Here is a 23,391-nt window from a genome sequence, read left to right as displayed (position 1 = left end):
CCTGGTTTAACAGGGCATTGGCGGCTTATCAGGCTACGCAGTGTACCAAAAAAGCCGCAAAGAATGACGAATCACACCTATTTGTTCGCGCTATCGTAAACGGCATTCCCTGACCTTGCGCCACCGTTGCCGCGTGATATTATCGCAACAGCCTTTTTTCACACTGACAGTTAACTAAGAGAAAAGAACATGACGGACAAACTTACCTCCCTGCGTCAGCTCACTACCGTCGTCGCCGACACGGGTGATATCGCAGCCATGAAGCTGTATCAGCCACAAGACGCCACCACCAACCCTTCTCTGATTCTCAACGCCGCACAAATCCCTGAATACCGTAAACTGATCGATGAAGCGATTAGCTGGGCGCGTGAGCAGAGCAGCAACAAAGAAGAGCAGCTGCAGCTGGTTTCTGACAAGCTGGCCGTTAACATTGGTCTGGAAATTCTGAAACTGATCCCAGGCCGTATCTCGACTGAAGTCGATGCGCGCCTCTCTTACGACACTGAAGGCAGCATTGCTAAAGCCCGCAGCCTGATCAAACTCTACAATGATGCCGGTATCAGCAATGACCGCATCCTGATCAAACTGGCCTCTACCTGGCAGGGCATCCGTGCTGCAGAGCAGCTGGAAAAAGAGGGTATCAACTGTAACCTGACGCTGCTGTTCTCCTTTGCTCAGGCGCGTGCCTGTGCCGAAGCGGGCGTGTTCCTGATCTCGCCGTTTGTTGGCCGTATCCTCGACTGGTATAAAGCCAACACCGATAAGAAAGAGTATGCCGCGCACGAAGATCCAGGCGTGGTTTCTGTTTCTGAAATCTACAACTACTACAAGCAGCACGGCTATGAAACCGTGGTGATGGGCGCGAGCTTCCGTAACGTCGGCGAAATCATCGAACTGGCTGGCTGTGACCGTCTGACCATTTCTCCTGCGTTGCTGAAAGAGCTGGCAGAGAGCGAAGGTACCCTGGAGCGTAAACTGAGCTACAGCGGCGAAGTGAAAGCGCGTCCGGCCCGCATGACCGAGTCTGAGTTCCTGTGGCAGCACAACCAGGATCCTATGGCCGTTGCCAAGCTGGCAGAAGGTATCCGCAATTTTGCCGTTGATCAGGGCAAACTTGAGAAGATGCTGGCAGAACTGCTGTAATCGGCTGACCGTGGCGGCGCAGGCTGCCACGGTTTTCCCTTTTCCGACCCTTTCACTTTATATTATCCTCTCTGCTATTCCCCTTTTACTCCACCGCACCGCGGTAAATCACAGCGAAGCTAATCATGAATACATTACGCATTGGCCTGATATCGGTCTCCGATCGCGCCGCCAACGGCATCTATCAGGATGAGGGTATTCCCGCGCTGGAGAGCTGGCTGAGTCGCGCAATCAGCAGCCCGTTTGAGATTGAGTCCCGTCTGGTGCCCGACGAGCAGCCGATGATTGAGCACGCGATCTGCGAGCTGGTCGATGAACGCTTTTGCCATCTGGTGTTAACCACCGGCGGCACCGGTCCGGCCCGACGCGATGTCACACCCGATGCCACCCTGGCGGTTTCCGATCGGGAAATGCCCGGTTTTGGTGAGCAGATGCGCCAGATCAGCCTGCAGTTCGTGCCGACCGCCATTTTGTCGCGTCAGGTCGGCGTGATCCGCAAACAGTCGCTGATCCTCAATCTTCCCGGTCAGCCGAAGTCGATCAAAGAGACGCTGGAAGGGCTGAAGGATGAGCAGGGCAACGTTAAAGTCCATGGCATTTTCGCATCTGTACCCTATTGTTTACAGTTGCTGGAAGGCCCTTATGTCGAAACGCATGCAGATGTGGTAGCAGCATTTCGGCCTAAAAGCGCGATGCGTGAGATAAATAACTAAATATTCCCCATTTCAGGCATAAGCTATAGCCTTGCTGGTGTGGCAAAAAATTGACGATATAGTAAGAGTATCTTTACAACATTGTCTTTTTTGCCTCTGGAATATTATGAATCCGACTCATGCACCGCGTCTGACCGGTAAGGATTACAAAACGCTGGCGCTGGCCGCGCTGGGCGGCGCCCTGGAATTTTACGACTTCATCATATTTGTCTTCTTCGCCACCGTGATCGGCGAACTCTTCTTCCCCTCAGATATCCCGGAATGGCTACGTCAGCTGCAGACGTTTGCCATTTTTGCCGCTGGCTATCTGGCACGCCCGCTGGGTGGCATCGTAATGGCGCACTTTGGCGATAAGCTTGGCCGTAAAAAGATGTTCAGCCTGAGTATTCTGCTGATGGCGCTACCGACCCTGATGATGGGGGCTCTGCCCACCTGGCAGACGATTGGCATTGCTGCGCCTCTGTTGATGCTGCTGATGCGGATGTTGCAGGGTGCGGCGATTGGTGGCGAAGTACCAGGCGCCTGGGTGTTTGTTGCTGAGCACGTACCCTATAAACGTATCGGCATCGCCTGTGGCACGCTGACGGCCGGGCTGACCATCGGCATTTTACTGGGGTCGCTGGTGGCGACGCTGATCAATACCTCGATGTCTCAGCAGGCGATCCATGAGGGTGGCTGGCGTATACCGTTCTTCCTTGGCGGCGTATTTGGGTTGATTGCAATGTTCCTGCGCCGCTGGCTGCATGAAACACCGGTCTTTATTGAGATGCAGCAGCGCAAAGCGCTGGCGGAAACGTTACCGCTGAAGACCGTACTGGTGGAGCATAAAAAGTCGATTGTGATCTCCATGCTGCTGACCTGGCTGCTCTCCGCCTGCATCGTCGTGGTGATCCTGATGTCACCGGTCTGGCTGCAGAAGCAGCAGGGCATCGCGCCCGCGCTGACCCTGCAGGCCAACAGCATTGCCACTGTGATGCTCTGCATCGGCTGCATTATTGCCGGACTCGCTGCCGATCGTTTTGGTGCCAGTCGTACCCTGTGTGTCGGCAGTCTGCTGCTGGCGATCTGTAGCTGGCAGTTTTATCACCTGAGTGCTCTCTATCCGCAGCATCTCTTCCTGCTCTATGGCATGGCGGGGCTCAGCGTTGGTGTCGTTGGCGTGGTGCCATTTGTGATGGTGCGCGCCTTTCCGGCAGAAGTGCGTTTCACCGGACTCTCATTCTCATACAACCTCTCCTACGCAATCTTTGGCGGGCTGACACCGATCTGTGTATCCCTGCTGATGAATGTCTCCGTGATGGCTCCGTGCTGGTATGTGATGGCGCTGGCGCTGGTGGGATTATTGACGGGGATCTGGCTGCGACGTGACGTCAGCCACGAGCCGGATCTGAATCAGGAGATTAAGTCGTTGTAATGGATTTGCCCTGGTCCCCCGGCAGTAAAATGATCGTTGATGGAATAAACGGATTCCCTCCTGCTCACTGAAGGGAACACAGCGATGCTCCCTATTCAGCGTTGTGGCAGTGTTCTTTGATCCCGGCAGGGCCAGCGGTAAAAAAATTTTTTTTGGTTTAGCCCTTGATGCGCATCGAAGCGGCCCCATTTACTTGTCATCGAGCGTTGTGAACGTTGGAAAAAAAGCATGTGCTGGCGGTTGAATGCAAACAACCCGCCCACATAAAAGGTTCACAACCCAAATTGGCAACGAATTTAAGTGGGAGATGTTTAGATGGGTAAGATTATTGGTATTGACCTGGGTACAACCAACTCTTGTGTTGCGATCATGGATGGCACCAAAGCACGCGTGCTGGAAAATGCCGAGGGCGATCGCACCACGCCTTCAATTATTGCGTATACACAGGATGGCGAAATTCTGGTCGGTCAACCGGCTAAACGTCAGGCAGTGACCAACCCGCAGAATACCCTGTTCGCAATTAAGCGTCTGATCGGTCGTCGCTTCCAGGACGAAGAAGTACAGCGTGATATTAAAATCATGCCGTACAAAATCACCGGCGCTGACAACGGTGACGCCTGGCTGGAAGTGAAAGGCCAGAGAATGGCACCGCCGCAGATCTCTGCTGAAGTGCTGAAGAAAATGAAAAAGACTGCCGAAGATTACCTCGGTGAGCCAGTGACTGAGGCCGTGATCACTGTACCGGCTTACTTCAACGATGCGCAGCGTCAGGCGACCAAAGATGCCGGCCGTATCGCGGGTCTGGAAGTCAAACGTATCATCAACGAACCGACCGCTGCAGCACTGGCATACGGTCTGGATAAAGGCCAGGGCAACCGCACCATCGCGGTTTATGACCTGGGTGGCGGTACCTTCGATATTTCAATCATTGAAATTGACGAAGTTGACGGCGAAAAAACCTTTGAAGTTCTGGCGACCAACGGTGACACCCACCTGGGTGGTGAAGACTTCGATAGCCGCCTGATTAACTATCTGGTTGCTGAATTCAAGAAAGATCAGGGTATCGATCTGCACAACGATCCGCTGGCGATGCAGCGTCTGAAAGAAGCGGCAGAGAAAGCGAAAATCGAACTCTCTTCTGCACAGCAGACCGACGTTAACCTGCCATACATCACGGCAGATGCGACCGGTCCTAAGCACCTGAACATTAAAGTGACCCGCTCTAAACTGGAGTCACTGGTTGAAGATCTGGTTGCGCGTTCAATTGCGCCACTGAAAGTTGCGCTGCAGGATGCCGGCTTGTCTGTTTCAGACATCAACGACGTTATCCTGGTCGGTGGTCAGACTCGTATGCCACTGGTTCAGGCCAAAGTGACTGAGTTCTTCGGTAAAGAGCCACGTAAAGACGTGAACCCGGACGAAGCGGTTGCTGTCGGTGCTGCGGTTCAGGGTGGTGTACTGGGTGGCGACGTGAAAGACGTGCTGCTGCTGGACGTTACCCCGCTGTCACTGGGTATCGAAACAATGGGTGGCGTGATGACTTCGCTGATCAGCAAGAACACCACCATCCCAACCAAGCACAGCCAGGTCTTCTCGACGGCTGAAGATAACCAGTCAGCCGTGACCATTCACGTGCTGCAGGGTGAGCGTAAGCGCGCCAATGACAACAAGTCACTGGGCCAGTTCAACCTTGACGGTATCCAGAACGCGCCACGCGGTCTGCCGCAGATCGAAGTGACCTTCGACATCGATGCGGATGGTATCCTGCACGTGTCAGCGAAAGACAAGAACAGCGGTAAAGAGCAGAAAATCACCATTAAAGCCTCTTCAGGTCTGAGCGATGAAGAGATTCAGAAAATGGTGCGTGATGCGGAAGCGAACGCTGAATCTGACCGTAAGTTCGAAGAGCTGGTCCAGACGCGTAACCAGGGCGATCAGATTGCCCACAGCACGCGTAAGCAGCTGGATGAAGCAGGCGACAAACTGTCAGCTGACGACAAAGCGCCAATTGAAGCTGCGCTGGCCGAGCTGGAAACTGCGCTGAGAGGCGAAGACAAAGCGGAAATCGACGCCAAAATGCAGGCGCTGATGGAAGTGTCCGGCAAACTGATGGAAGCAGCGCAGCAGTCTCAGGCGGGTGCAGCGGATGCCGGTGACGCGTCAGCGAAGAAAGATGACGACGTTGTCGATGCTGAATTTGAAGAAGTGAAAGACAACAAGAAATAATTGCCCCTGACCGGGCGCGACGGTTGGCCTGACAGCCGTTGAAACCAGCACGGGCGTAGGAGATCTCTCCACGCCCGTGCGATCATGTTAAGGGCTAAATAAACATGGCGAAGAGTGATTACTACGAGATTTTAGGCGTCGCCAAATCCGCGGACGAGCGTGAAATCAAAAAGGCTTACAAACGCCTGGCTATGAAATTCCACCCGGATCGCAATCCCGGTGATAAAGAAGCCGAAGCGAAATTCAAAGAGGTCAAGGAAGCTTACGAAATCCTGACCGATGCGCAGAAGCGTGCGGCTTACGATCAGTATGGTCATGCAGCCTTTGAACAGGGCGGTATGGGTGGCGGTGGATTCGGCGGCGGCGGCTTTGGCGGCGGCGGCGCAGAGTTCAGCGATATCTTTGGCGACGTGTTCGGTGACATCTTTGGTGGTGGACGCCGTCAGCGCGCATCCCGTGGCGCCGATTTACGCTACAACATGGAGCTGTCGCTGGAAGAAGCGGTACGCGGCGTGACCAAAGAGATCCGCATTCCAACGCTGGAAGAGTGTGACGTCTGCCACGGCAGCGGTGCGAAAGCGGGAACGCAGCCACAGACCTGTTCAACCTGTCACGGTGCAGGCCAGGTGCAGATGCGCCAGGGCTTCTTCACCGTCCAGCAGGCCTGTCCGACCTGTCATGGTCGTGGCTCGGTGATTAAAGATCCGTGCAACGCCTGCCATGGTCATGGTCGTGTTGAGAAGTCGAAAACGCTGTCAGTGAAAATCCCGGCAGGGGTGGACACCGGCGATCGCATTCGCCTGAGTGGCGAAGGTGAAGCGGGCGAGCAGGGCGCACCAGCCGGCGATCTCTACGTTCAGGTATCGGTGAAGAAACACCCGATCTTCGAGCGTGAAGAGAACAACCTCTACTGTGAAGTGCCGATCAATTTTGCGATGGCGGCGCTGGGCGGAGAGATTGAAGTACCAACACTGGATGGCCGCGTGAAGCTGAAAGTGCCGTCAGAAACCCAGACCGGCAAGCTGTTCCGCATGCGCGGACGTGGTGTCAAATCTGTCCGTGGCGGTGCGGTCGGCGACCTGTTATGTCGCGTCGTGGTGGAAACACCGGTCAGCCTGAACGAAAAACAGAAAGCGCTGTTGCGTGAACTGGAAGAAAGTTTTGGCGGCCCAAGCGGTGAGCATAACAGCCCGCGTTCTAAGAGCTTTTTCGATGGCGTGAAGAAATTCTTTGACGACCTGACACGCTAAACAGTGTCTGAAAAAACGGAGCCTCAGGTTCCGTTTTTTTTTGCCGTTTTGATGGTATGCGTAAAAAAAGTTCATCCTTCTTTAGCGTTAACCGCTTTCTCTTCGCTTAAACCGAAGGAAACGTGAGGAATAAGCTGCTTTTAACGAACTATAGTAGCCGCTACACTCTTTATCTTTCTACCGCTGATCAGGAAGATACACGTTGAATAAGCCCCGTAGTCTCAAAAACCTGCTTAAAAGCTTCATTGAAAGCGACGCCAGCAATGGCATGGTGTTAATTATGGCGGCAGTGGCTGCCATGATTCTCGCCAACTCTGCCGAAACCGCTCAGGGCTATCAGGCGTTTCTCAATGAACCTGTGCAAATCCGCTTCGGTGCGCTGGATATCAGTAAAAATCTGCTGTTGTGGATTAACGATGCGCTGATGGCGCTGTTTTTCCTGCTGATTGGTCTGGAAGTGAAGCGCGAGCTGATAGTCGGCGAACTTGCAAGCCGTGACAAGGCGATCTTTCCCGTCATAGCGGCATTAGGCGGCATGGCACTGCCCGCCCTTGTCTTCCTGGGTTTCAACCATGGTGATGAGATAGCACGCAACGGCTGGGCTATCCCTACGGCGACCGATATCGCATTTGCTCTGGGTGTACTTGCCCTGCTTGGCAGTCGTGTTCCTGCTGCACTGAAAGTTTTCCTGATGGCACTGGCGATTATCGATGATCTGGGGGCTATCGTTATTATCGCCCTGTTCTATACCAGTGGCCTCTCATTGTTATCCCTGGGCGTTGCTGCAGGGGCTATCGTTGTACTGGCAGTGCTGAATTACTTTAATGTCCGTAAAATCTCGGTCTATATGCTGGTTGGGATCGTGCTCTGGACCGCAGTGCTGAAGTCAGGGGTCCATGCCACGCTGGCGGGCGTCATTGTTGGCTTCTTCATACCGCTGGAAAAGAGAGAAGGGCATTCACCAGCAGAACATCTGGCGCACGGTCTGATGCCGTGGGTGAACTGGTTGATTCTGCCGCTGTTTGCCTTCGCTAACGCCGGTATCTCACTGGCCGGTATTACGCTGCGTGACGTCCTTTCACCGGAGCCTTCAGGTATCATCCTCGGCCTGTTAATCGGTAAGCCCTTAGGCATTACGCTGTTCTGCTGGCTGGCCGTAAAACTGCGGCTGGCGGTATTACCTGACGGCACCACCATCCGCGATATCATGGCGATTGGCGTGCTGTGCGGCATCGGTTTTACGATGTCTATTTTCATCAGTTCGCTGGCCTTCGATTCGACACATGAGCAGCTTGTGACCTTCTCTAAACTGGGGATCCTGACGGGCTCTGTGCTGTCAGCGGTAATTGGCTATACCCTGCTGCGGATTAAACTGCGTTAATGGAGAGGAGGCGAAAGCCTCCTTTTTTTCGATGAATCAGCTCAATTTCAACCATCTCTATTACTTCTGGCAGATCTGCAAAAGCGGCTCTGTGGCGGCTGCGGCAGAAGTGCTATCTCTGACACCACAGACTATTTCCGGGCAGATTAAGGCACTTGAGGAGCGCCTGCAGGGTAAGCTGTTCCGGCGGCAGGGAAGGGGCCTGGTGCCGACTGAACTGGGTCAGCTGGTGTTCCGTTATGCGGACCGCATGTTTATGCTGGGTCAGGAGATGCTGGATATCGTTAACTACCGCAAAGAGTTCCATCTGCTGCTGGATGTCGGCGTGGCAGATGCGCTCTCTAAGCAGCTTGTCAGCAAGGTGCTGGAAACCGCAGTGGTTGCAGAAGAGAAGATTCATCTGCGCTGTTTTGAGTCAACCCACGAAATGCTGCTGGAGCAGCTCAGTCAGCATAAGCTGGATATGATTATCTCTGACTGCTCCATTGATCCTACGCAGCAGGAAGGCCTTTTTTCGGTGAAGCTGGGCGAATGTATGGTCAGCTTCTGGTCAACACAGCCGCTTTCTGATTCCTCTTTTCCGGCCTGTCTGGAAACGCGCCCACTCCTGATTCCCGGCCGCCGCTCAATGCTGGGACGCAAAATCCTCAACTGGATCACTACGCAAGGGCTGCAGGTAGAGATTCTCGGCGAGTTTGATGATGCAGCACTGATGAAAGCATTTGGTGCGCGGCAGAAGGCGATTTTTGTCGCGCCTGCGCTTGAAATGGGTGAGCGGGAAGGCGTCTATGAAGTCGGGCGGCTTGATGCGGTGTCAGAGGAATATCACATCCTCTTCGCGGAGCGGATGATTCAGCATCCGGCAGTGCAGCGTCTCTGTCACGCAGACTTCAGCGGACTCTTTCCCCGCCAGAGTACAGACGAAAAAAAACCGGCGTAAGCCGGCTTTTTCAACAAAGTGATAAACAACAGGCGATTAAGCCAGTTTGTTGATCTGTGCAGTCAGGTTAGATTTATAACGTGCAGCTTTGTTTTTGTGGATCAGACCTTTAGCGGCCTGACGATCCACGAGTGGTTGCATTTCATTGAATGCGTTCTGCGCAGCAGCTTTGTCGCCTGAAGCGATCGCCGCGTATACTTTCTTAACGAAGGTACGCATCATTGAGCGGCGGCTAGCGTTATGCTTGCGGCGTTTCTCAGATGTTACGGCGCGTTTCTTAGCTGATTTGATATTAGCCAAGGTCCAACTCCCAAATGTGTTCTATAGAGACAAATCAAAGGCCGAGGACTATGCCCTTCTAACCTGATTTTGTCAATGGATTTGTGCAAATAAGCGTCGCCCTAAAAGCGGCACTCGGTTACGTATTTGATGGCGCAAGATTCTACCAGCTTCCCCTCGCTGAATACAGTATTTCGCGACAAAATTCTTAACATGCGCATCCGCAACAGGAAATGCAGCGCCTAAAGCATGAAAGGCGTGCTGACGGGTTAACCTGAGTCGCTTTCAAGGGTATAATCCGCCGATTTCCACCGGTTTGGGCCAGCCATGAAGTTTATCCGCGGTATTCATAATCTTAACGAGCAGCATCGCGGCTGCGTTCTGACCATTGGTAATTTCGATGGCGTGCACCGTGGGCATCAGGCGCTGATGTCGCGTCTGTGTGAAGAAGGACGTAAGCGTAATCTGCCGGTCGTGGTCATGGTGTTTGAGCCACAGCCGCTGGAGCTGTTTGCCGGTGATAAAGCCCCGGCTCGCCTGACTCGCCTGCGTGAAAAGCTGCGGTACATGGCGGAAGCCGGCGTGGATAAAGTGCTGTGTGTGCGGTTCGACCCTCGCTTTGCGGCCTTGTCTGCCCAGCGCTTTATCAGTGATCTGTTAGTCGACAAGCTGGACGTGAAGTACCTTGCGGTTGGCGATGATTTCCGCTTCGGCGCTGGTCGCCAGGGGGATTTCCTGTTATTACAGAAAGCCGGTCTGGAGTATGGCTTTGAGGTCGTCAGCACCGAAACCTTTTGTGATGGCGGTAAGCGAATCAGCAGCACTGCCGTGCGTCAGGCGCTGGCTGCAGATGATTTAGCGCTGGCACAGTCGCTGTTAGGTCATCCCTTCACTATTTCCGGCCGCGTCGTGCACGGTGATGCACTGGGACGTACGCTGGGTTTCCCGACTGCGAATCTTCCTTTACGCCGCAGCGTCACGCCGGTGAAAGGGGTTTATGCCGTGGAGGTACAGGGTCTGACGCCCGAGCCACTGCCGGGTGTTGCTAATATCGGCACCCGTCCGACCGTAAAAGGTTTACGCCAGCAGCTTGAAGTTCACCTGCTCGACATCAATATGGATCTCTATGGTCGTCACATTGATGTGGTGCTGAAACAGAAAATACGAAACGAGCAGCGCTTTGCCTCACTGGAGGCGTTGAAAGAACAAATTGCGAACGATGTGGTAACGGCCCGGCAGTTCTTTGGGCTGCTTTAACCTGAGCGAAAAACGGAATCGAGAATCTGATGAGTGACTATAAATCTACCCTGAATTTGCCGGAAACGGGATTCCCGATGCGTGGCGATCTGGCCAAACGCGAACCGGGAATGTTGCAACGCTGGAATGCCGACAACCTGTACGGCATCATCCGCGAAGCCAAAAAAGGGAAAAAAACCTTTATCCTGCATGATGGCCCTCCGTATGCGAACGGCAGCATTCATATTGGTCACTCCGTTAACAAGATTCTGAAAGACATTATCGTTAAGTCGAAAGGCATGGCGGGTTACGACTCGCCGTATGTGCCGGGCTGGGACTGTCACGGTCTGCCAATTGAACACAAAGTTGAGCAGATGATCGGCAAGCCAGGCGAGAAAGTCACCGCCGCTGAATTCCGTGCAGCGTGCCGCAAATACGCCGCTGAACAGGTTGAAGGCCAGAAGGCGGACTTTATTCGTCTCGGCGTGCTGGGCGACTGGGATCGTCCTTACCTGACCATGGATTTCGGAACCGAAGCCAACATCATTCGTGCGCTGGGTAAAATCATCGGCAACGGCCATCTGCACAAAGGCGCGAAGCCGGTGCACTGGTGCCTGGATTGCCGTTCTGCCCTGGCAGAAGCGGAAGTGGAGTATTACGACAAAACGTCTCCGTCGATTGATGTGATGTTTAACGCCATCGATACCGACGCGGTACGTGGGGCGTTTGGCGTATCCCAGGTCGATGGCCCGATCTCACTGGTGATCTGGACGACAACGCCGTGGACATTACCGGCTAACCGCGCCATCTCCCTGCATCCTGAATTTGAGTATCAGCTGATCCAGATCGAGGGCCGTGCCCTGATCCTGGCGAAAGAGCTGGTGGAAAGCGTTATGAAGCGCGCCGGTGTCAGCGAATGGCAGGTACTGGGCGAATGTCAGGGCGCTGCACTGGAGCTGCAGAAGTTCCAGCATCCGTTCCTGGCGATTGAGTCGCTGGTCGTACTGGGCGAGCACGTGACCCTGGACGCGGGTACCGGTGCCGTTCACACCGCGCCAGGCCACGGCCCGGATGACTATGTCATTGGTCAGAAATATGGCATCGAAACGGCCAACCCGGTCGGACCGGATGGCAGCTATCTGCCAGGCACTTATCCGACGCTGGATGGGGTCAACGTCTTTAAAGCCAACGACCTGATCGTTGAACTGCTGAAAGAGAAGGGCGCGCTGCTGCACGTTGAGAAACTGCTGCACAGCTATCCGCACTGCTGGCGTCATAAAACGCCGATCATCTTCCGCGCTACGCCGCAGTGGTTCATCAGCATGGATCAGAAAGGATTGCGTGCGCAGTCACTGAAAGAGATCAAAGGCGTGCAGTGGATCCCGGACTGGGGCCAGGCGCGTATCGAATCCATGGTGGCGAACCGTCCTGACTGGTGCATCTCTCGTCAGCGTACCTGGGGCGTACCGATGGCACTGTTCGTTCATAAAGAGAGCGAAGAGCTGCATCCGGACACACTGGCGCTGATGGAGAAAGTGGCGCAGCGTGTTGAGCAGGAGGGTATTCAGGCCTGGTGGGATCTCGACCCGCGCGAACTGATGGGCGACGACGCCGATCATTACGTCAAAGTGCCGGATACGCTGGATGTCTGGTTTGACTCTGGTTCAACCAGCTATTCCGTGGTTGATGCGCGTCCGGAATTTGGCGGACATGCTCCTGACCTCTATCTGGAAGGATCCGATCAGCATCGCGGCTGGTTTATGTCCTCGCTGATGATCTCCACGGCAATGAAGGGCAAAGCGCCTTATCGTCAGGTACTGACGCACGGTTTCACCGTGGACGGTCAGGGCCGTAAGATGTCGAAATCAATCGGCAATACGGTCGCGCCGCAGGATGTGATGAACAAACTGGGTGCCGATATTCTGCGTCTGTGGGTGGCCTCAACCGATTACTCGGGTGAAATGGCGGTCTCTGATGAGATCCTTAAGCGCTCTGCCGATGCTTATCGTCGCATCCGTAACACCGCGCGTTTCCTGCTGGCTAACCTCAGCGGCTTCAACCCGGCCACCGATCTGGTGAAACCAGAAGAGATGGTCGTAGTGGATCGTTGGGCAGTGGGTCGTGCACAGGCGGCACAGGCTGATATCGTTGCCTCATACGAGAACTACGATTTCCACGAAGTGATCCAGCGTCTGATGCAGTTCTGTTCGATTGAGATGGGCAGCTTCTATCTCGATATTATCAAGGATCGTCAGTACACCGCGAAAGGCGATGGCCTGGCGCGTCGCAGCTGCCAGACCGCGCTATGGCATATCGTCGAAGCGCTGGTGCGCTGGATGGCACCGATCATGTCCTTTACTGCGGATGAGATCTGGGGCTATCTGCCAGGCGAACGTGCGCAGTATGTCTTCACCGAAGAGTGGTATCAGGGTCTGTTTGGCCTGGCGGAAGATGAAGCACTGAATGACGCCTACTGGGCCGAGCTGCTGAAAGTGCGTGGCGAAGTGAACAAAGTGATCGAGCAGGCACGTGCGGATAAACGTATCGGAGGCGCACTGGAAGCAACGGTCACACTGTATGCCGATCCGGAGCTGGCCGCTAAACTGCAGGCGCTGGGCAACGAACTGCGCTTTGTGCTGCTGACCTCTGGCGCACAGGTAGCGGATTACGCCCTGGCGAACGACGAAGCGCAGCAGAGTGAACTGCTGAAAGGTCTGAAAATCGCGCTGCACAAGGCGGAAGGCGAGAAATGTCAGCGCTGCTGGCATTACACTACCGACGTCGGGCAGAATCCTGAGCACGCTGAGGTCTGTGGTCGTTGTTACACTAACGTAGCCGGTGACGGCGAACAGCGTGAATTTGCCTGATGCGTAAACCTATTTTCTCAACCGGATTGCGCTGGCTTTGGCTGGTGCTGGTGGTGATTGTTGTCGACTTCGCCAGTAAGCAGTGGGTGATGAACAACATGATGCTGCATGAAACCCAGCCGCTTATGCCCTACCTGAACCTGTTCTACGCGCACAACTATGGCGCGGCATTCAGCTTCCTGGCAGACAAAGGCGGCTGGCAGCGCTGGTTCTTTGCGGGTATCGCGCTGGCTATCGTGATCTCACTGATGGTGATGATGTATCGTAATCATGCCAGTCAGAAGATGGCTAACATCGCCTATGCTCTGATCATTGGTGGCGCGATCGGCAATCTGTTCGATCGCTCCTACCACGGCTTTGTGGTCGATTTTATCGATTTCTATGTCGGTAACTGGCACTTCGCTACATTTAATATCGCTGACTGCGGCATCTGTATTGGTGCCGCACTGGTGGTGCTGGAGGGCTTTTTCAGCCCGAACGGCAAACAAGCTAAACAGAAAGGGTAAGTGATGACTGAGTCCGTACAGCGCGAAAGCGCGGTGTTGGTGCATTTTACGCTGAAGCTGGAAGATGGCTCGACGGCGGAATCGACCCGTGCAAACGGCAAGCCCGCGCTGTTTCGTCTCGGTGATGGCAGCCTCTCTGCAGCGCTTGAGCAGGCACTACTGGGGCTGAAAGCGGGTGAAACCAAACAGTTCACCCTCGAGCCGGAAGACGCCTTTGGTGGCGTCAGCCCGGACCTGATCCAGTATTTCTCGCGTCGGGACTTTATTGATGCAGGCGAACCGGAAGTGGGTGCCATCATGCTGTTCAGCGGCATGGGCGGCAGTGAAATGCCAGGCGTGATCCGTGAAGTTTCCGGAGACTCGATCACCGTGGATTTTAACCATCCGCTGGCAGGTCGTCGTATTCAGTTTGATGTAGAGGTGCTGGAAATCGATCCGGCACTGGAGGCGAACGATGCAAATCCTGTTAGCTAATCCGCGCGGTTTCTGCGCTGGCGTTGATCGCGCCATCAGTATTGTAGAGCGCGCGCTGGAGATGTATGGCGCGCCAATCTATGTCCGTCACGAAGTGGTGCATAACCGTTACGTGGTGAACAGCCTGCGTGAGCGTGGTGCCATCTTCATTGAAGAGATCAGTGAAGTGCCGGATAACGCAATTCTGATCTTCTCCGCGCACGGGGTTTCACAGGCGGTGCGGGCCGAAGCTAAAGCGCGCAATCTGACCATGCTGTTCGACGCCACCTGTCCGCTGGTGACTAAAGTCCATATGGAAGTCGCGCGCGCCAGCCGTAAAGGCGTTGAAGCAATACTGATTGGTCATGCGGGTCATCCGGAAGTTGAAGGCACTATGGGGCAGTACAACAGCCCCAATGGTGGCATGTATCTGGTGGAATCACCGGACGATGTCTTCAGACTGACCGTCAAAGACGAAAACAATCTGAGCTTCATGACGCAGACCACGCTTTCTGTGGATGACACCTCTGACATCATTGATGCCCTGCGTCAGCGTTTCCCGGCGATCATCGGGCCGCGTAAAGATGATATCTGCTACGCCACCACCAACCGTCAGGAAGCCGTTCGTACGCTGGCGAAAGATGCAGAAGTGGTGCTGGTGGTCGGTTCGAAGAACTCCTCTAACTCTAACCGTCTGGCCGAGCTGGCACAGCGTGCCGGTAAACTGGCGAAGCTGATCGATTCTGCGGATGATATTCAGGAAGAGTGGGTAAAAGGCGTGGCCTGCATCGGCGTTACCGCAGGTGCCTCAGCCCCCGATATTCTGGTGCAGCAGGTGATCCAGCGTCTGCGTGAGCTGGGCGGCGAAGCGGCGATTGAGCTCATTGGTCGTGAAGAGAATATTGTCTTTGAAGTGCCTAAAGAGTTGCGCGTCGAAGTTCGCAACGTGCAATAACTCTTCGATATGATTGATAAAAAGGCCGACTCTGTTCGGTCTTTTTTGTTTTTGTAGTCTGCCAGAAACGCCATGAATTGCTGCGATGATTGCTTTTACTGATAATCACAGGCGGCTGGCATAAAATTCTTATTATCACGGATTAATAGTGGCGTGAATGTTAACTCATCGTTAACCTGATGACGCTTTGGATGCATAGTTTTGTTTTAGGAATGAATAAATATGAACACTATCCGCATTGCTATTGTGGGCGCGCCGGGCCGAATGGGCCGTAATCTGATTCAGGCGACGCAACAAGCAGAAGGCGTAGAACTGGGTGCGGCACTGGTCCGCTCAGGCTCATCGCTGACCGGCAGCGACGCTGGTGAATTAGCGGGCATCGGAAAAAATGGGATCGTCATCGCAGACGATTTACGCGCGGTGATCAACGACTTTGATGTGCTGATCGATTTCACCCGCCCGGAAGGCACGCTGGCGTATATGGCGATCTGCCGTGAGTACGGCAAAGCGATGGTGATTGGCACTACCGGTTTTGATGAGGCGGGCAAAGCGGCCATTCGCACGGCGGCGGAAGATATCGCCATTGTGTTTGCCGCTAACTTCAGCGTAGGGGTTAACCTGGTGCTGAAACTGTTAGAGAAGGCTGCCAAAGTGATGGGTGAGTACGCGGATATTGAGATTGTTGAAGCACACCACCGCCATAAAGTGGATGCGCCGTCTGGCACCGCGCTGGCGATGGGTGAGGCGATAGCCGACGCAATGCAGTGGAAACTGGATGAGCATGCAGTTTATACGCGCGAAGGTCACACCGGCGAACGTCAGCCGCAGACTATTGGTTTTGCGACGGTACGCGCGGGTGACATCGTCGGTGAGCATACAGCAATTTTTGCAGATATCGGAGAGCGGGTAGAGATTACCCACAAGGCTTCAAGCCGCATGACCTTTGCAAAAGGTGCAGTTAAGTCAGCTTTATGGCTGAAGGATAAAAAATCTGGCCTTTTTGATATGCGTGATGTGCTGGATTTGTCGATGTTGTAAGTGTTGTGAACCATCGTGATGTGGTTATTTCAATCGGTAATCACTTGATTGAAAAGGGGCAATGTTTTCATTGCCCTTAATTTTATCTGAAAAATGTCATTCTGTTCTATAATCTAACTTTAACCCTTTTTTTTGTCTGTTTCCCTGCTTTATCCGCTCAGCTAAATGCCATTTTTGACCATTTGGTCAAAAATAAAGGTCCTGTTGCGCCAGTTTAGTTTTAACGCTGCCTGGCAAACGATTATTCCACCGAGTTTTCACCTCTTTTTGCCGCTTATGCCCGTTTTATTCCTCATAAGGCAGATAACCATGAAAAAAATCCACTCCAGGGTAGACAATGACCAGGGCGATCATTAGAATGCGCGCAATTTGCCAAAAATCGACAATTCAGGCGGTTTTTGCATTGATTCAGGCGGCTATTTTGAATTAATATGCAGATATATTGACTGTTTATTCCCTGGAGGATGTTTTGATTAAGTCAGCACTTTTGGTTCTGGAAGACGGAACCCAATTCCACGGTCGGGCCATCGGGGCAACAGGGTCGGCAGTGGGGGAAGTCGTTTTCAACACCTCAATGACCGGTTATCAAGAAATCCTCACTGATCCTTCCTATTCCCGCCAAATCGTTACTCTCACTTATCCCCATATCGGTAATGTCGGTGTCAATGCCGCCGATGAAGAATCCAGTCAGATTCATGCGCAAGGCCTGGTTATTCGTGACCTGCCGCTGATTGCCAGCAACTTCCGTAGCGCAGAGGGCTTATCTGCTTACCTGCAGCGAAATAACATCGTGGGCATTGCCGATATTGATACCCGCAAGCTGACGCGCCTGCTGCGTGAAAAAGGGGCGCAGAATGGCTGCATCATCGCGGGCGACAATCCGGATGCCGCGCTGGCGCTGCAAAAAGCGCAGGCGTTCCCGGGACTGAAAGGGATGGATCTGGCGAAAGAGGTCTGCACCACTGAAACGTACAGCTGGCAGCAGGGCAGCTGGACGCTGGACGCGGGCCTGCCAGAGCAGGCTGCTGCGGCGTCGCTGCCTTACCACGTGGTGGCTTACGATTACGGCGTTAAGCGCAACATCCTGCGCATGCTGGTGGATCGCGGCTGCCGTCTGACCGTCGTTCCGGCACAGACGCCAGCCGAAGAAGTACTGAAGCTGAATCCGGATGGTATCTTCCTCTCCAACGGTCCTGGCGACCCGGAGCCGTGCGATTACGCTATCAGCGCCATTCAGGCCTTCCTGAAGACAGAGATTCCGGTCTTTGGTATCTGTCTGGGTCATCAGCTACTGGCGCTGGCCAGCGGTGCTAAGACCGTAAAGATGAAGCTCGGCCACCACGGCGGCAACCATCCGGTGAAAGATCTCGAAAACAACCGCGTGATGATCACGGCGCAGAACCACGGTTTTGCGGTGGATGAAAACAATCTGCCCGCGAACCTGCGTGTAACCCACATTTCGTTGTTCGATAAAACCGTTCAGGGCATTCACCGCACTGACAAGCCAGCATTCAGCTTCCAGGGACACCCTGAAGCCAGCCCGGGTCCCGGTGATGCTGCGCCGCTGTTTGACCACTTTATTGAATTGATTGACGCATTCCGTCTGCAAGCGAAGTAATCAGGAGCTAATTCATGCCAAAACGTACAGACCTAAAATCCATCCTGATTCTTGGTGCCGGTCCGATTGTGATCGGCCAGGCCTGCGAATTTGATTATTCCGGTGCGCAGGCGTGTAAAGCGCTACGTGAAGAGGGTTACCGCGTCATTCTGGTGAACTCCAACCCGGCGACCATTATGACCGACCCGGAAATGGCTGATGCGACCTACATTGAGCCGATTCACTGGGAAGTAGTGCGCAAAATCATCGAAAAAGAGCGTCCGGATGCAGTACTGCCAACGATGGGCGGACAGACAGCGCTGAACTGTGCGCTGGAGCTGGAACGTCATGGCGTGCTGGAAGAGTTTGGCGTCACCATGATTGGCGCGACCGCTGATGCGATCGATAAAGCAGAAGATCGTCGTCGTTTCGACGTGGCCATGAAAAGCATTGGCCTCGATACCGCGCGCTCCGGCATTGCACACACCATGGAAGAAGCGCTGGCCGTAGCGGAAGATGTTGGCTTCCCGTGCATTATCCGTCCCTCTTTTACCATGGGCGGCACCGGTGGCGGCATCGCCTACAACCGCGAAGAGTTTGAAGAGATTTGCGAACGCGGTCTCGACCTCTCACCGACCAACGAGCTACTGATTGATGAGTCGCTGATTGGCTGGAAAGAGTATGAGATGGAAGTCGTGCGTGATAAAAACGACAACTGCATCATCGTCTGCTCAATTGAGAACTTCGACGCGATGGGGATTCACACCGGTGACTCCATCACGGTTGCACCTGCCCAGACGCTGACCGACAAAGAGTATCAGATCATGCGTAACGCCTCGCTGGCGGTACTGCGTGAAATCGGTGTTGAAACCGGCGGCTCCAACGTGCAGTTCTCGGTTAACCCGAAAGATGGCCGTCTGATTGTCATCGAGATGAACCCACGCGTGTCACGCTCCTCGGCGCTGGCGTCAAAAGCGACCGGCTTCCCGATTGCTAAAGTGGCGGCCAAACTGGCGGTCGGCTATACCCTCGACGAGCTGATGAACGATATTACCGGCGGTTTAACGCCAGCCTCGTTCGAGCCTTCAATCGACTACGTCGTCACCAAGATCCCACGTTTCAACTTTGAAAAATTTGCCGGTGCCAACGATCGCCTGACCACGCAGATGAAGTCGGTCGGTGAAGTGATGGCGATTGGGCGCACATTCCAGGAATCCATGCAGAAAGCGCTGCGCGGCCTGGAAGTGGGTGCTAATGGCTTCGACCCGAAAGTACACCTTGACGACCCGGAAGCGTTAACCCGCATCCGCCGCGAGCTGAAAGATGCCGGTTCAGACCGCATCTGGTATATCGCAGACGCTTTCCGTGCAGGTATGTCAGTGGATGGCGTATTCAACCTGACCAATGTGGACCGCTGGTTCCTGGTGCAGATTGAAGAGCTGGTGAAACTGGAAGATCAGGTGGCCCGCGAAGGCGTGAACAGCCTGGATGCGACCTTCCTGCGCACGCTGAAGCGTAAAGGCTTTGCCGATGCACGGCTGGCGACGCTGGCGGGTGTGGCAGAGAGCGAAATCCGCAAGCTGCGTCAGCAGTTTAACCTGCACCCGGTCTATAAGCGCGTAGATACCTGTGCTGCAGAATTCGCGACGGATACTGCCTACATGTACTCCACTTATGAAGAGGAGTGCGAAGCCAACCCAAGTCAGGATCGCGAAAAAATCATGATTCTGGGTGGTGGGCCCAACCGTATCGGTCAGGGTATCGAATTCGACTACTGCTGCGTTCACGCTGCCCTGGCGCTGCGTGAAGATGGTTATCAGACCATTATGGTCAACTGTAACCCGGAAACCGTCTCGACCGATTACGACACCTCTGATCGCCTCTACTTCGAGCCGGTCACGCTGGAAGATGTGCTGGAGATTGTGCGCATTGAGCAGCCAAAAGGCGTCATCGTGCAGTATGGCGGTCAGACCCCGCTGAAACTGGCGCGTGCGCTGGAAGCCGCAGGCGTACCGGTTATCGGTACCAGCCCGGACTCAATTGACCGTGCTGAAGACCGTGAGCGTTTCCAGCAGGCAGTCGATCGCCTGAACCTGAAGCAACCGGCTAACGCCACAGTTGCGACGCTGGAGCAGGCGGTGGAGAAAGCGGCTGGCCTGGGTTATCCGCTGGTGGTGCGTCCTTCTTATGTGCTTGGCGGCCGTGCCATGGAAATCGTCTACGATGAAATTGACCTGAAACGCTACTTCCAGACAGCAGTTTCGGTTTCCAATGATGCGCCGGTGCTGCTGGATCGCTTCCTGGATGATGCGGTTGAAGTGGATGTGGATGCGATTTGCGACGGGGAGCGGGTGCTGATTGGTGGCATCATGGAACACATCGAGCAGGCTGGCGTTCACTCTGGTGACTCTGCCTGTTCACTGCCGGCCTACACCCTGAATCAGGAGATTCAGAATGTGATGCGCCAGCAGGTTGAGAAACTGGCGTTCGAGCTAAACGTTCGCGGTCTGATGAACGTCCAGTTCGCGGTGAAAGACAACGAAGTCTACCTGATCGAAGTGAACCCACGTGCGGCGCGTACCGTGCCGTTTGTCTCTAAAGCGACCGGTGTTCCGCTGGCGAAAGTGGCCGCGCGCGTGATGGCAGGTAAAACGCTGGCAGAGCAGGGCGTCACTGAAGAAGTCATTCCGCCTTACTACTCGGTTAAAGAAGTGGTGCTGCCGTTCAACAAGTTCCAGGGCGTTGACCCGATTCTGGGGCCAGAAATGCGCTCTACCGGTGAAGTCATGGGTGTGGGCCGCACGTTCGCTGAGGCATTCTCTAAAGCGATGCTGGGCGCACAGAGCAACATGAAGAAGTCGGGCCGCGCGCTGCTGTCGGTGCGTGAAGGCGACAAGAAACGTATCGTTGACCTGGCCGCTAAGCTGCAGAAGTTTGGTTTCGAACTGGATGCGACTCACGGCACGGCGGTTGTGCTGGGCGAAGCGGGTATCAATCCGCGCCTGGTGAACAAGGTACATGAAGGTCGTCCGCACATTCAGGACCGTCTGAAGAATGGTGAGTATAGCTATATCGTCAATACCACGGCGGGTCGTCAGGCGATTGAAGATTCTAAGCTGATTCGCCGCAGCGCACTGCAGTATAAAGTGCACTACGACACCACGCTGAACGGCGGCTTCGCGACTGCGATGGCGCTGAATGCAGACCCGACGGAACAGGTTATCTCCGTTCAGGAAATGCATGCTCAGATAAAGGCCATGTAAGGTGATGTGATGCGAAAAACGGCTCCTTCGGGAGCCGTTTTTTTTGCCGCTTCATTGGCGATAATCTGAAAGTCAGGTCCAGGAAGAGTCTGGAGTTTGCGTTAAAGTATCTGATTTGGCTTAATTTTTTAGCTATAGGTGCGAATGGGGCCGGTTCGCACAAATTTATAATATAAACACTTCCTGTGCGGATTTTTCGCCAGTACTATGCCTGCCGCTCATCACTGGAGCGTATCGGGACATATATAAAAATGAAAATGCGTACTTTTTCTCTGAGTGCAGTGGCTGCACTGATGGCTATTCTTCCTTTCGCCAGCCAGGCGGAAGTGACGCTGTTAAAACAGGATCCGCAGGCGGGCGATCCGCTTAGCCGTCTTAACTTTGCGGTTGGCGGCAGCGTTCGTGCTCAGTTCAATCATCAGACTGGTGTAGATGACAAATCCTACAAGCGTGACGGTTTTGATGGCGGCACCCGTTTCCGTTTCGGCGCTGACTATTACCTCTTTGATGATGTCAGCTGGATTAGCTACTACGAGCTGGGCGTTAACGTTCCGGCCGTCTTCAGCTGGGATCGTCACTATGCGGACGGTGCCAATAACACTACGCGTCGCCAGCTCTACACCGGTCTGAAAAGCAAAACCTGGGGTCAGCTTACCTTTGGTCAGCAGAACAGCGTCTATTACGACACCGTCGGTGCGAAGACTGATATCTGGGATTACGACATGGTCGGCCAGGCGCCGGGCAACGGAATCAACGGCGACTACGACGGATCTTACCGTTCACGTAAGCAGCTGAAGTACAAAAACACCTTCGGCGATGCGGATATCTACGCTTCTTATCTGTTCGACGATAACGAGTATCTGCCTGGTAATGGTCTGCGCTATAAGCGCAAAGGCGGCGGCTCGCTGGGCGTGGATTACCACATCACAGACGATCTGAGCTGGGGCACGGCGTGGAACTACACCCGCGCGGCGATGCGTAACCCGAACAACGGCGACAGCCGCGACTACGATCAGAACATTTACGGCACCGCGCTGAGCTGGACACCAGGCAACTGGACGTTGTCAGCCGGTGGTGGCTGGTATCAGAACTTCATGACGACCAAACGCAAAGATGTGCATGACTACTTTGCTGGCGATGCGTGGGGTGTTGAATATTTTGCCGGTTACAAAATCCCGGTGGCGCAGTATGGTCTGAAAGCAGTGCAGCCTTATGTTATGGGCGATCGCATTGAGGTCATGACAGGCCGTGATTACCAGCGCATCGACAACGGTCTGGGTGTAGTGCTGTTCCTCGACTATGGTTTCCGTGTTGATTACGAACATGTCTTCACCTCCAGCACTAATAATCTGGGTGATATGAATCTGGTGCGTGTGCGCTACGACTTCTGATAACCCTGACGGCTCCTGTGGGAGCCGTTTTCTTTTGCGCATGCTTATTGTGCCAGCCAGAGGCCATTCACTGGCGAGCTGCAGCAAACTGACGCGATTACGCGGTGAAAAACGCTACACAGGCCGCGAAAAACGGCATCATGAAAAGCTTTACGCAAATAGACCTTTCCCCCTATCGACGAAAGTTTCACCTTTACGTATCATGGCGCCAATTTTTTTCAGTGAGTGGTTAACATGATTAGTCTTATCGCGGCATTAGCAACAGATCGCATTATTGGAATGGAGAACGCCATGCCGTGGGACCTGCCTGCAGATCTGGCGTGGTTCAAACGCAATACGCTGAAGAAACCGGTCATTATGGGTCGACTGACCTTTGAATCCATTGGTCGCCCGTTACCTGGTCGACTGAACATCGTAGTCAGCAGTAAGCCTGGCACCACGGATGGCGTCACCTGGGTTACTTCACTGGATGAGGCGATACAGGCAGCCGGTGATGCTGAAGAGATCATGGTCATTGGCGGTGGACGCGTCTATGAACAGATGCTGAAGCGTGCCGATCGTCTCTATCTGACGCACATTGATGCGGAAGTTGAAGGTGATACGCAGTTCCCGGACTACGAGCCGGATGAGTGGCAGTCCACGTTCAGCGAGTTTCACGACGCTGATGAGCAGAACTCCCACAGCTACTGTTTTGAGATCCTCGACCGCCGTCGCTAATCCTCCCGCTGCCAGGTTGTAA

18 protein-coding genes are annotated in these 23,391 nt (G+C 54.1%); 17 read left to right on the top strand and 1 reads right to left on the bottom strand.

Annotated elements, in window-relative coordinates; all coding sequences use genetic code 11:
* The first annotated feature begins 189 nt into the window (after window positions 1–189).
* From tal to nhaR, 7 genes are all read left to right on the top strand, one after another.
* On the top strand, window positions 190–1,143 hold the full coding sequence (tal, locus tag ACR8BF_RS16080; RefSeq protein WP_003854842.1) for a transaldolase: 954 nt from the start codon (window positions 190–192) through the stop codon (window positions 1,141–1,143).
* 125 nt (window positions 1,144–1,268) lie between these two features.
* A complete protein-coding gene (gene mog / locus ACR8BF_RS16075) occupies window positions 1,269–1,856 on the top strand; it encodes a molybdopterin adenylyltransferase (RefSeq protein ID WP_292985342.1) in 588 nt (195 codons plus the stop codon).
* 106 nt (window positions 1,857–1,962) lie between these two features.
* Complete coding sequence (locus ACR8BF_RS16070) at window positions 1,963–3,270, top strand: MFS transporter (protein ID WP_434745272.1); 1,308 nt, start codon at window positions 1,963–1,965, stop codon at window positions 3,268–3,270.
* Between the two features lie 315 nt (window positions 3,271–3,585).
* Window positions 3,586–5,496 (top strand): molecular chaperone DnaK, encoded by a 1,911-nt coding sequence (gene dnaK / locus ACR8BF_RS16065; RefSeq protein WP_179897590.1) that lies wholly within the window; start codon window positions 3,586–3,588, stop codon window positions 5,494–5,496.
* 104 nt (window positions 5,497–5,600) lie between these two features.
* Window positions 5,601–6,746, top strand: a complete 1,146-nt coding sequence (gene dnaJ, locus ACR8BF_RS16060; protein WP_179897592.1) for a molecular chaperone DnaJ — start codon at window positions 5,601–5,603, stop codon at window positions 6,744–6,746.
* A gap of 202 nt (window positions 6,747–6,948) precedes the next feature.
* The gene (gene nhaA, locus ACR8BF_RS16055) at window positions 6,949–8,127 is read left to right on the top strand and encodes a Na+/H+ antiporter NhaA (protein ID WP_179897594.1); all 1,179 of its coding nucleotides are present in this window, start codon (window positions 6,949–6,951) and stop codon (window positions 8,125–8,127) included.
* A gap of 31 nt (window positions 8,128–8,158) precedes the next feature.
* A complete protein-coding gene (gene nhaR, locus ACR8BF_RS16050) occupies window positions 8,159–9,067 on the top strand; it encodes a transcriptional activator NhaR (RefSeq protein ID WP_434745271.1) in 909 nt (302 codons plus the stop codon).
* Window positions 9,068–9,103: 36 nt separating this feature from the next.
* Here the strand turns inward: nhaR and rpsT are convergent, their stop codons facing one another.
* Window positions 9,104–9,367 (bottom strand): 30S ribosomal protein S20, encoded by a 264-nt coding sequence (rpsT, locus tag ACR8BF_RS16045; RefSeq protein WP_008925553.1) that lies wholly within the window; start codon window positions 9,365–9,367, stop codon window positions 9,104–9,106.
* A 306-nt stretch (window positions 9,368–9,673) separates the two neighbouring features.
* On the opposite strand from rpsT, the gene ribF reads away from it, so the two are divergent.
* From ribF to folA, 10 genes are all read left to right on the top strand, one after another.
* A complete protein-coding gene (ribF, locus tag ACR8BF_RS16040; protein WP_434745270.1) occupies window positions 9,674–10,603 on the top strand; it encodes a bifunctional riboflavin kinase/FAD synthetase in 930 nt (309 codons plus the stop codon).
* 29 nt (window positions 10,604–10,632) lie between these two features.
* Window positions 10,633–13,449, top strand: a complete 2,817-nt coding sequence (gene ileS / locus ACR8BF_RS16035; protein WP_434745269.1) for an isoleucine--tRNA ligase — start codon at window positions 10,633–10,635, stop codon at window positions 13,447–13,449.
* Window positions 13,449–13,955, top strand: a complete 507-nt coding sequence (lspA, locus tag ACR8BF_RS16030; protein WP_179897602.1) for a signal peptidase II — start codon at window positions 13,449–13,451, stop codon at window positions 13,953–13,955. The genes ileS and lspA overlap by 1 nt, the downstream gene beginning before the upstream one ends.
* A 3-nt stretch (window positions 13,956–13,958) precedes the next feature.
* Complete coding sequence (gene fkpB, locus ACR8BF_RS16025; protein ID WP_136196733.1) at window positions 13,959–14,429, top strand: FKBP-type peptidyl-prolyl cis-trans isomerase; 471 nt, start codon at window positions 13,959–13,961, stop codon at window positions 14,427–14,429.
* A complete protein-coding gene (ispH, locus tag ACR8BF_RS16020; RefSeq protein WP_434745268.1) occupies window positions 14,410–15,363 on the top strand; it encodes a 4-hydroxy-3-methylbut-2-enyl diphosphate reductase in 954 nt (317 codons plus the stop codon). Before fkpB ends, ispH begins: the two co-directional genes overlap by 20 nt.
* Window positions 15,364–15,585: 222 nt before the next feature.
* Complete coding sequence (dapB, locus tag ACR8BF_RS16015; protein ID WP_434745267.1) at window positions 15,586–16,401, top strand: 4-hydroxy-tetrahydrodipicolinate reductase; 816 nt, start codon at window positions 15,586–15,588, stop codon at window positions 16,399–16,401.
* 469 nt (window positions 16,402–16,870) lie between these two features.
* Complete coding sequence (gene carA / locus ACR8BF_RS16010; protein WP_434745266.1) at window positions 16,871–18,019, top strand: glutamine-hydrolyzing carbamoyl-phosphate synthase small subunit; 1,149 nt, start codon at window positions 16,871–16,873, stop codon at window positions 18,017–18,019.
* Window positions 18,020–18,033: 14 nt separating this feature from the next.
* Window positions 18,034–21,261 carry a carbamoyl-phosphate synthase large subunit gene (gene carB / locus ACR8BF_RS16005; RefSeq protein WP_179897610.1) on the top strand — a complete coding sequence of 1,076 codons (3,228 nt, stop codon included), beginning with the start codon at window positions 18,034–18,036 and terminating at the stop codon, window positions 21,259–21,261.
* A 251-nt stretch (window positions 21,262–21,512) separates the two neighbouring features.
* Window positions 21,513–22,652 (top strand): porin, encoded by a 1,140-nt coding sequence (locus ACR8BF_RS16000; RefSeq protein ID WP_292985407.1) that lies wholly within the window; start codon window positions 21,513–21,515, stop codon window positions 22,650–22,652.
* A gap of 234 nt (window positions 22,653–22,886) precedes the next feature.
* The gene (folA, locus tag ACR8BF_RS15995) at window positions 22,887–23,369 is read left to right on the top strand and encodes a type 3 dihydrofolate reductase (RefSeq protein ID WP_179897614.1); all 483 of its coding nucleotides are present in this window, start codon (window positions 22,887–22,889) and stop codon (window positions 23,367–23,369) included.
* Window positions 23,370–23,391 lie beyond the last annotated feature (22 nt).

Source organism: Candidatus Pantoea rara (assembly GCF_051136265.1).
Lineage (GTDB): Bacteria > Pseudomonadota > Gammaproteobacteria > Enterobacterales > Enterobacteriaceae > Pantoea > Pantoea rara.
This window is presented reverse-complemented; position numbering and strand designations above follow the sequence as displayed.

Excerpts from the sequence above, each read along its gene's own strand:
- tal (WP_003854842.1), top strand. The coding sequence starts at position 190 with ATGACGGACAAACTTACCTCCCTGCGTCAGCTCACTACCGTCGTCGCC.
- mog (WP_292985342.1), top strand. The coding sequence starts at position 1,269 with ATGAATACATTACGCATTGGCCTGATATCGGTCTCCGATCGCGCCGCC.
- ACR8BF_RS16070 (WP_434745272.1), top strand. The coding sequence starts at position 1,963 with ATGAATCCGACTCATGCACCGCGTCTGACCGGTAAGGATTACAAAACG.
- dnaK (WP_179897590.1), top strand. The coding sequence starts at position 3,586 with ATGGGTAAGATTATTGGTATTGACCTGGGTACAACCAACTCTTGTGTT.
- dnaJ (WP_179897592.1), top strand. The coding sequence starts at position 5,601 with ATGGCGAAGAGTGATTACTACGAGATTTTAGGCGTCGCCAAATCCGCG.
- nhaR (WP_434745271.1), top strand. The coding sequence starts at position 8,159 with ATGAATCAGCTCAATTTCAACCATCTCTATTACTTCTGGCAGATCTGC.
- ribF (WP_434745270.1), top strand. The coding sequence starts at position 9,674 with ATGAAGTTTATCCGCGGTATTCATAATCTTAACGAGCAGCATCGCGGC.
- ileS (WP_434745269.1), top strand. The coding sequence starts at position 10,633 with ATGAGTGACTATAAATCTACCCTGAATTTGCCGGAAACGGGATTCCCG.
- lspA (WP_179897602.1), top strand. The coding sequence starts at position 13,449 with ATGCGTAAACCTATTTTCTCAACCGGATTGCGCTGGCTTTGGCTGGTG.
- fkpB (WP_136196733.1), top strand. The coding sequence starts at position 13,959 with ATGACTGAGTCCGTACAGCGCGAAAGCGCGGTGTTGGTGCATTTTACG.
- ispH (WP_434745268.1), top strand. The coding sequence starts at position 14,410 with ATGCAAATCCTGTTAGCTAATCCGCGCGGTTTCTGCGCTGGCGTTGAT.
- dapB (WP_434745267.1), top strand. The coding sequence starts at position 15,586 with ATGAACACTATCCGCATTGCTATTGTGGGCGCGCCGGGCCGAATGGGC.
- carB (WP_179897610.1), top strand. The coding sequence starts at position 18,034 with ATGCCAAAACGTACAGACCTAAAATCCATCCTGATTCTTGGTGCCGGT.
- ACR8BF_RS16000 (WP_292985407.1), top strand. The coding sequence starts at position 21,513 with ATGAAAATGCGTACTTTTTCTCTGAGTGCAGTGGCTGCACTGATGGCT.
- folA (WP_179897614.1), top strand. The coding sequence starts at position 22,887 with ATGATTAGTCTTATCGCGGCATTAGCAACAGATCGCATTATTGGAATG.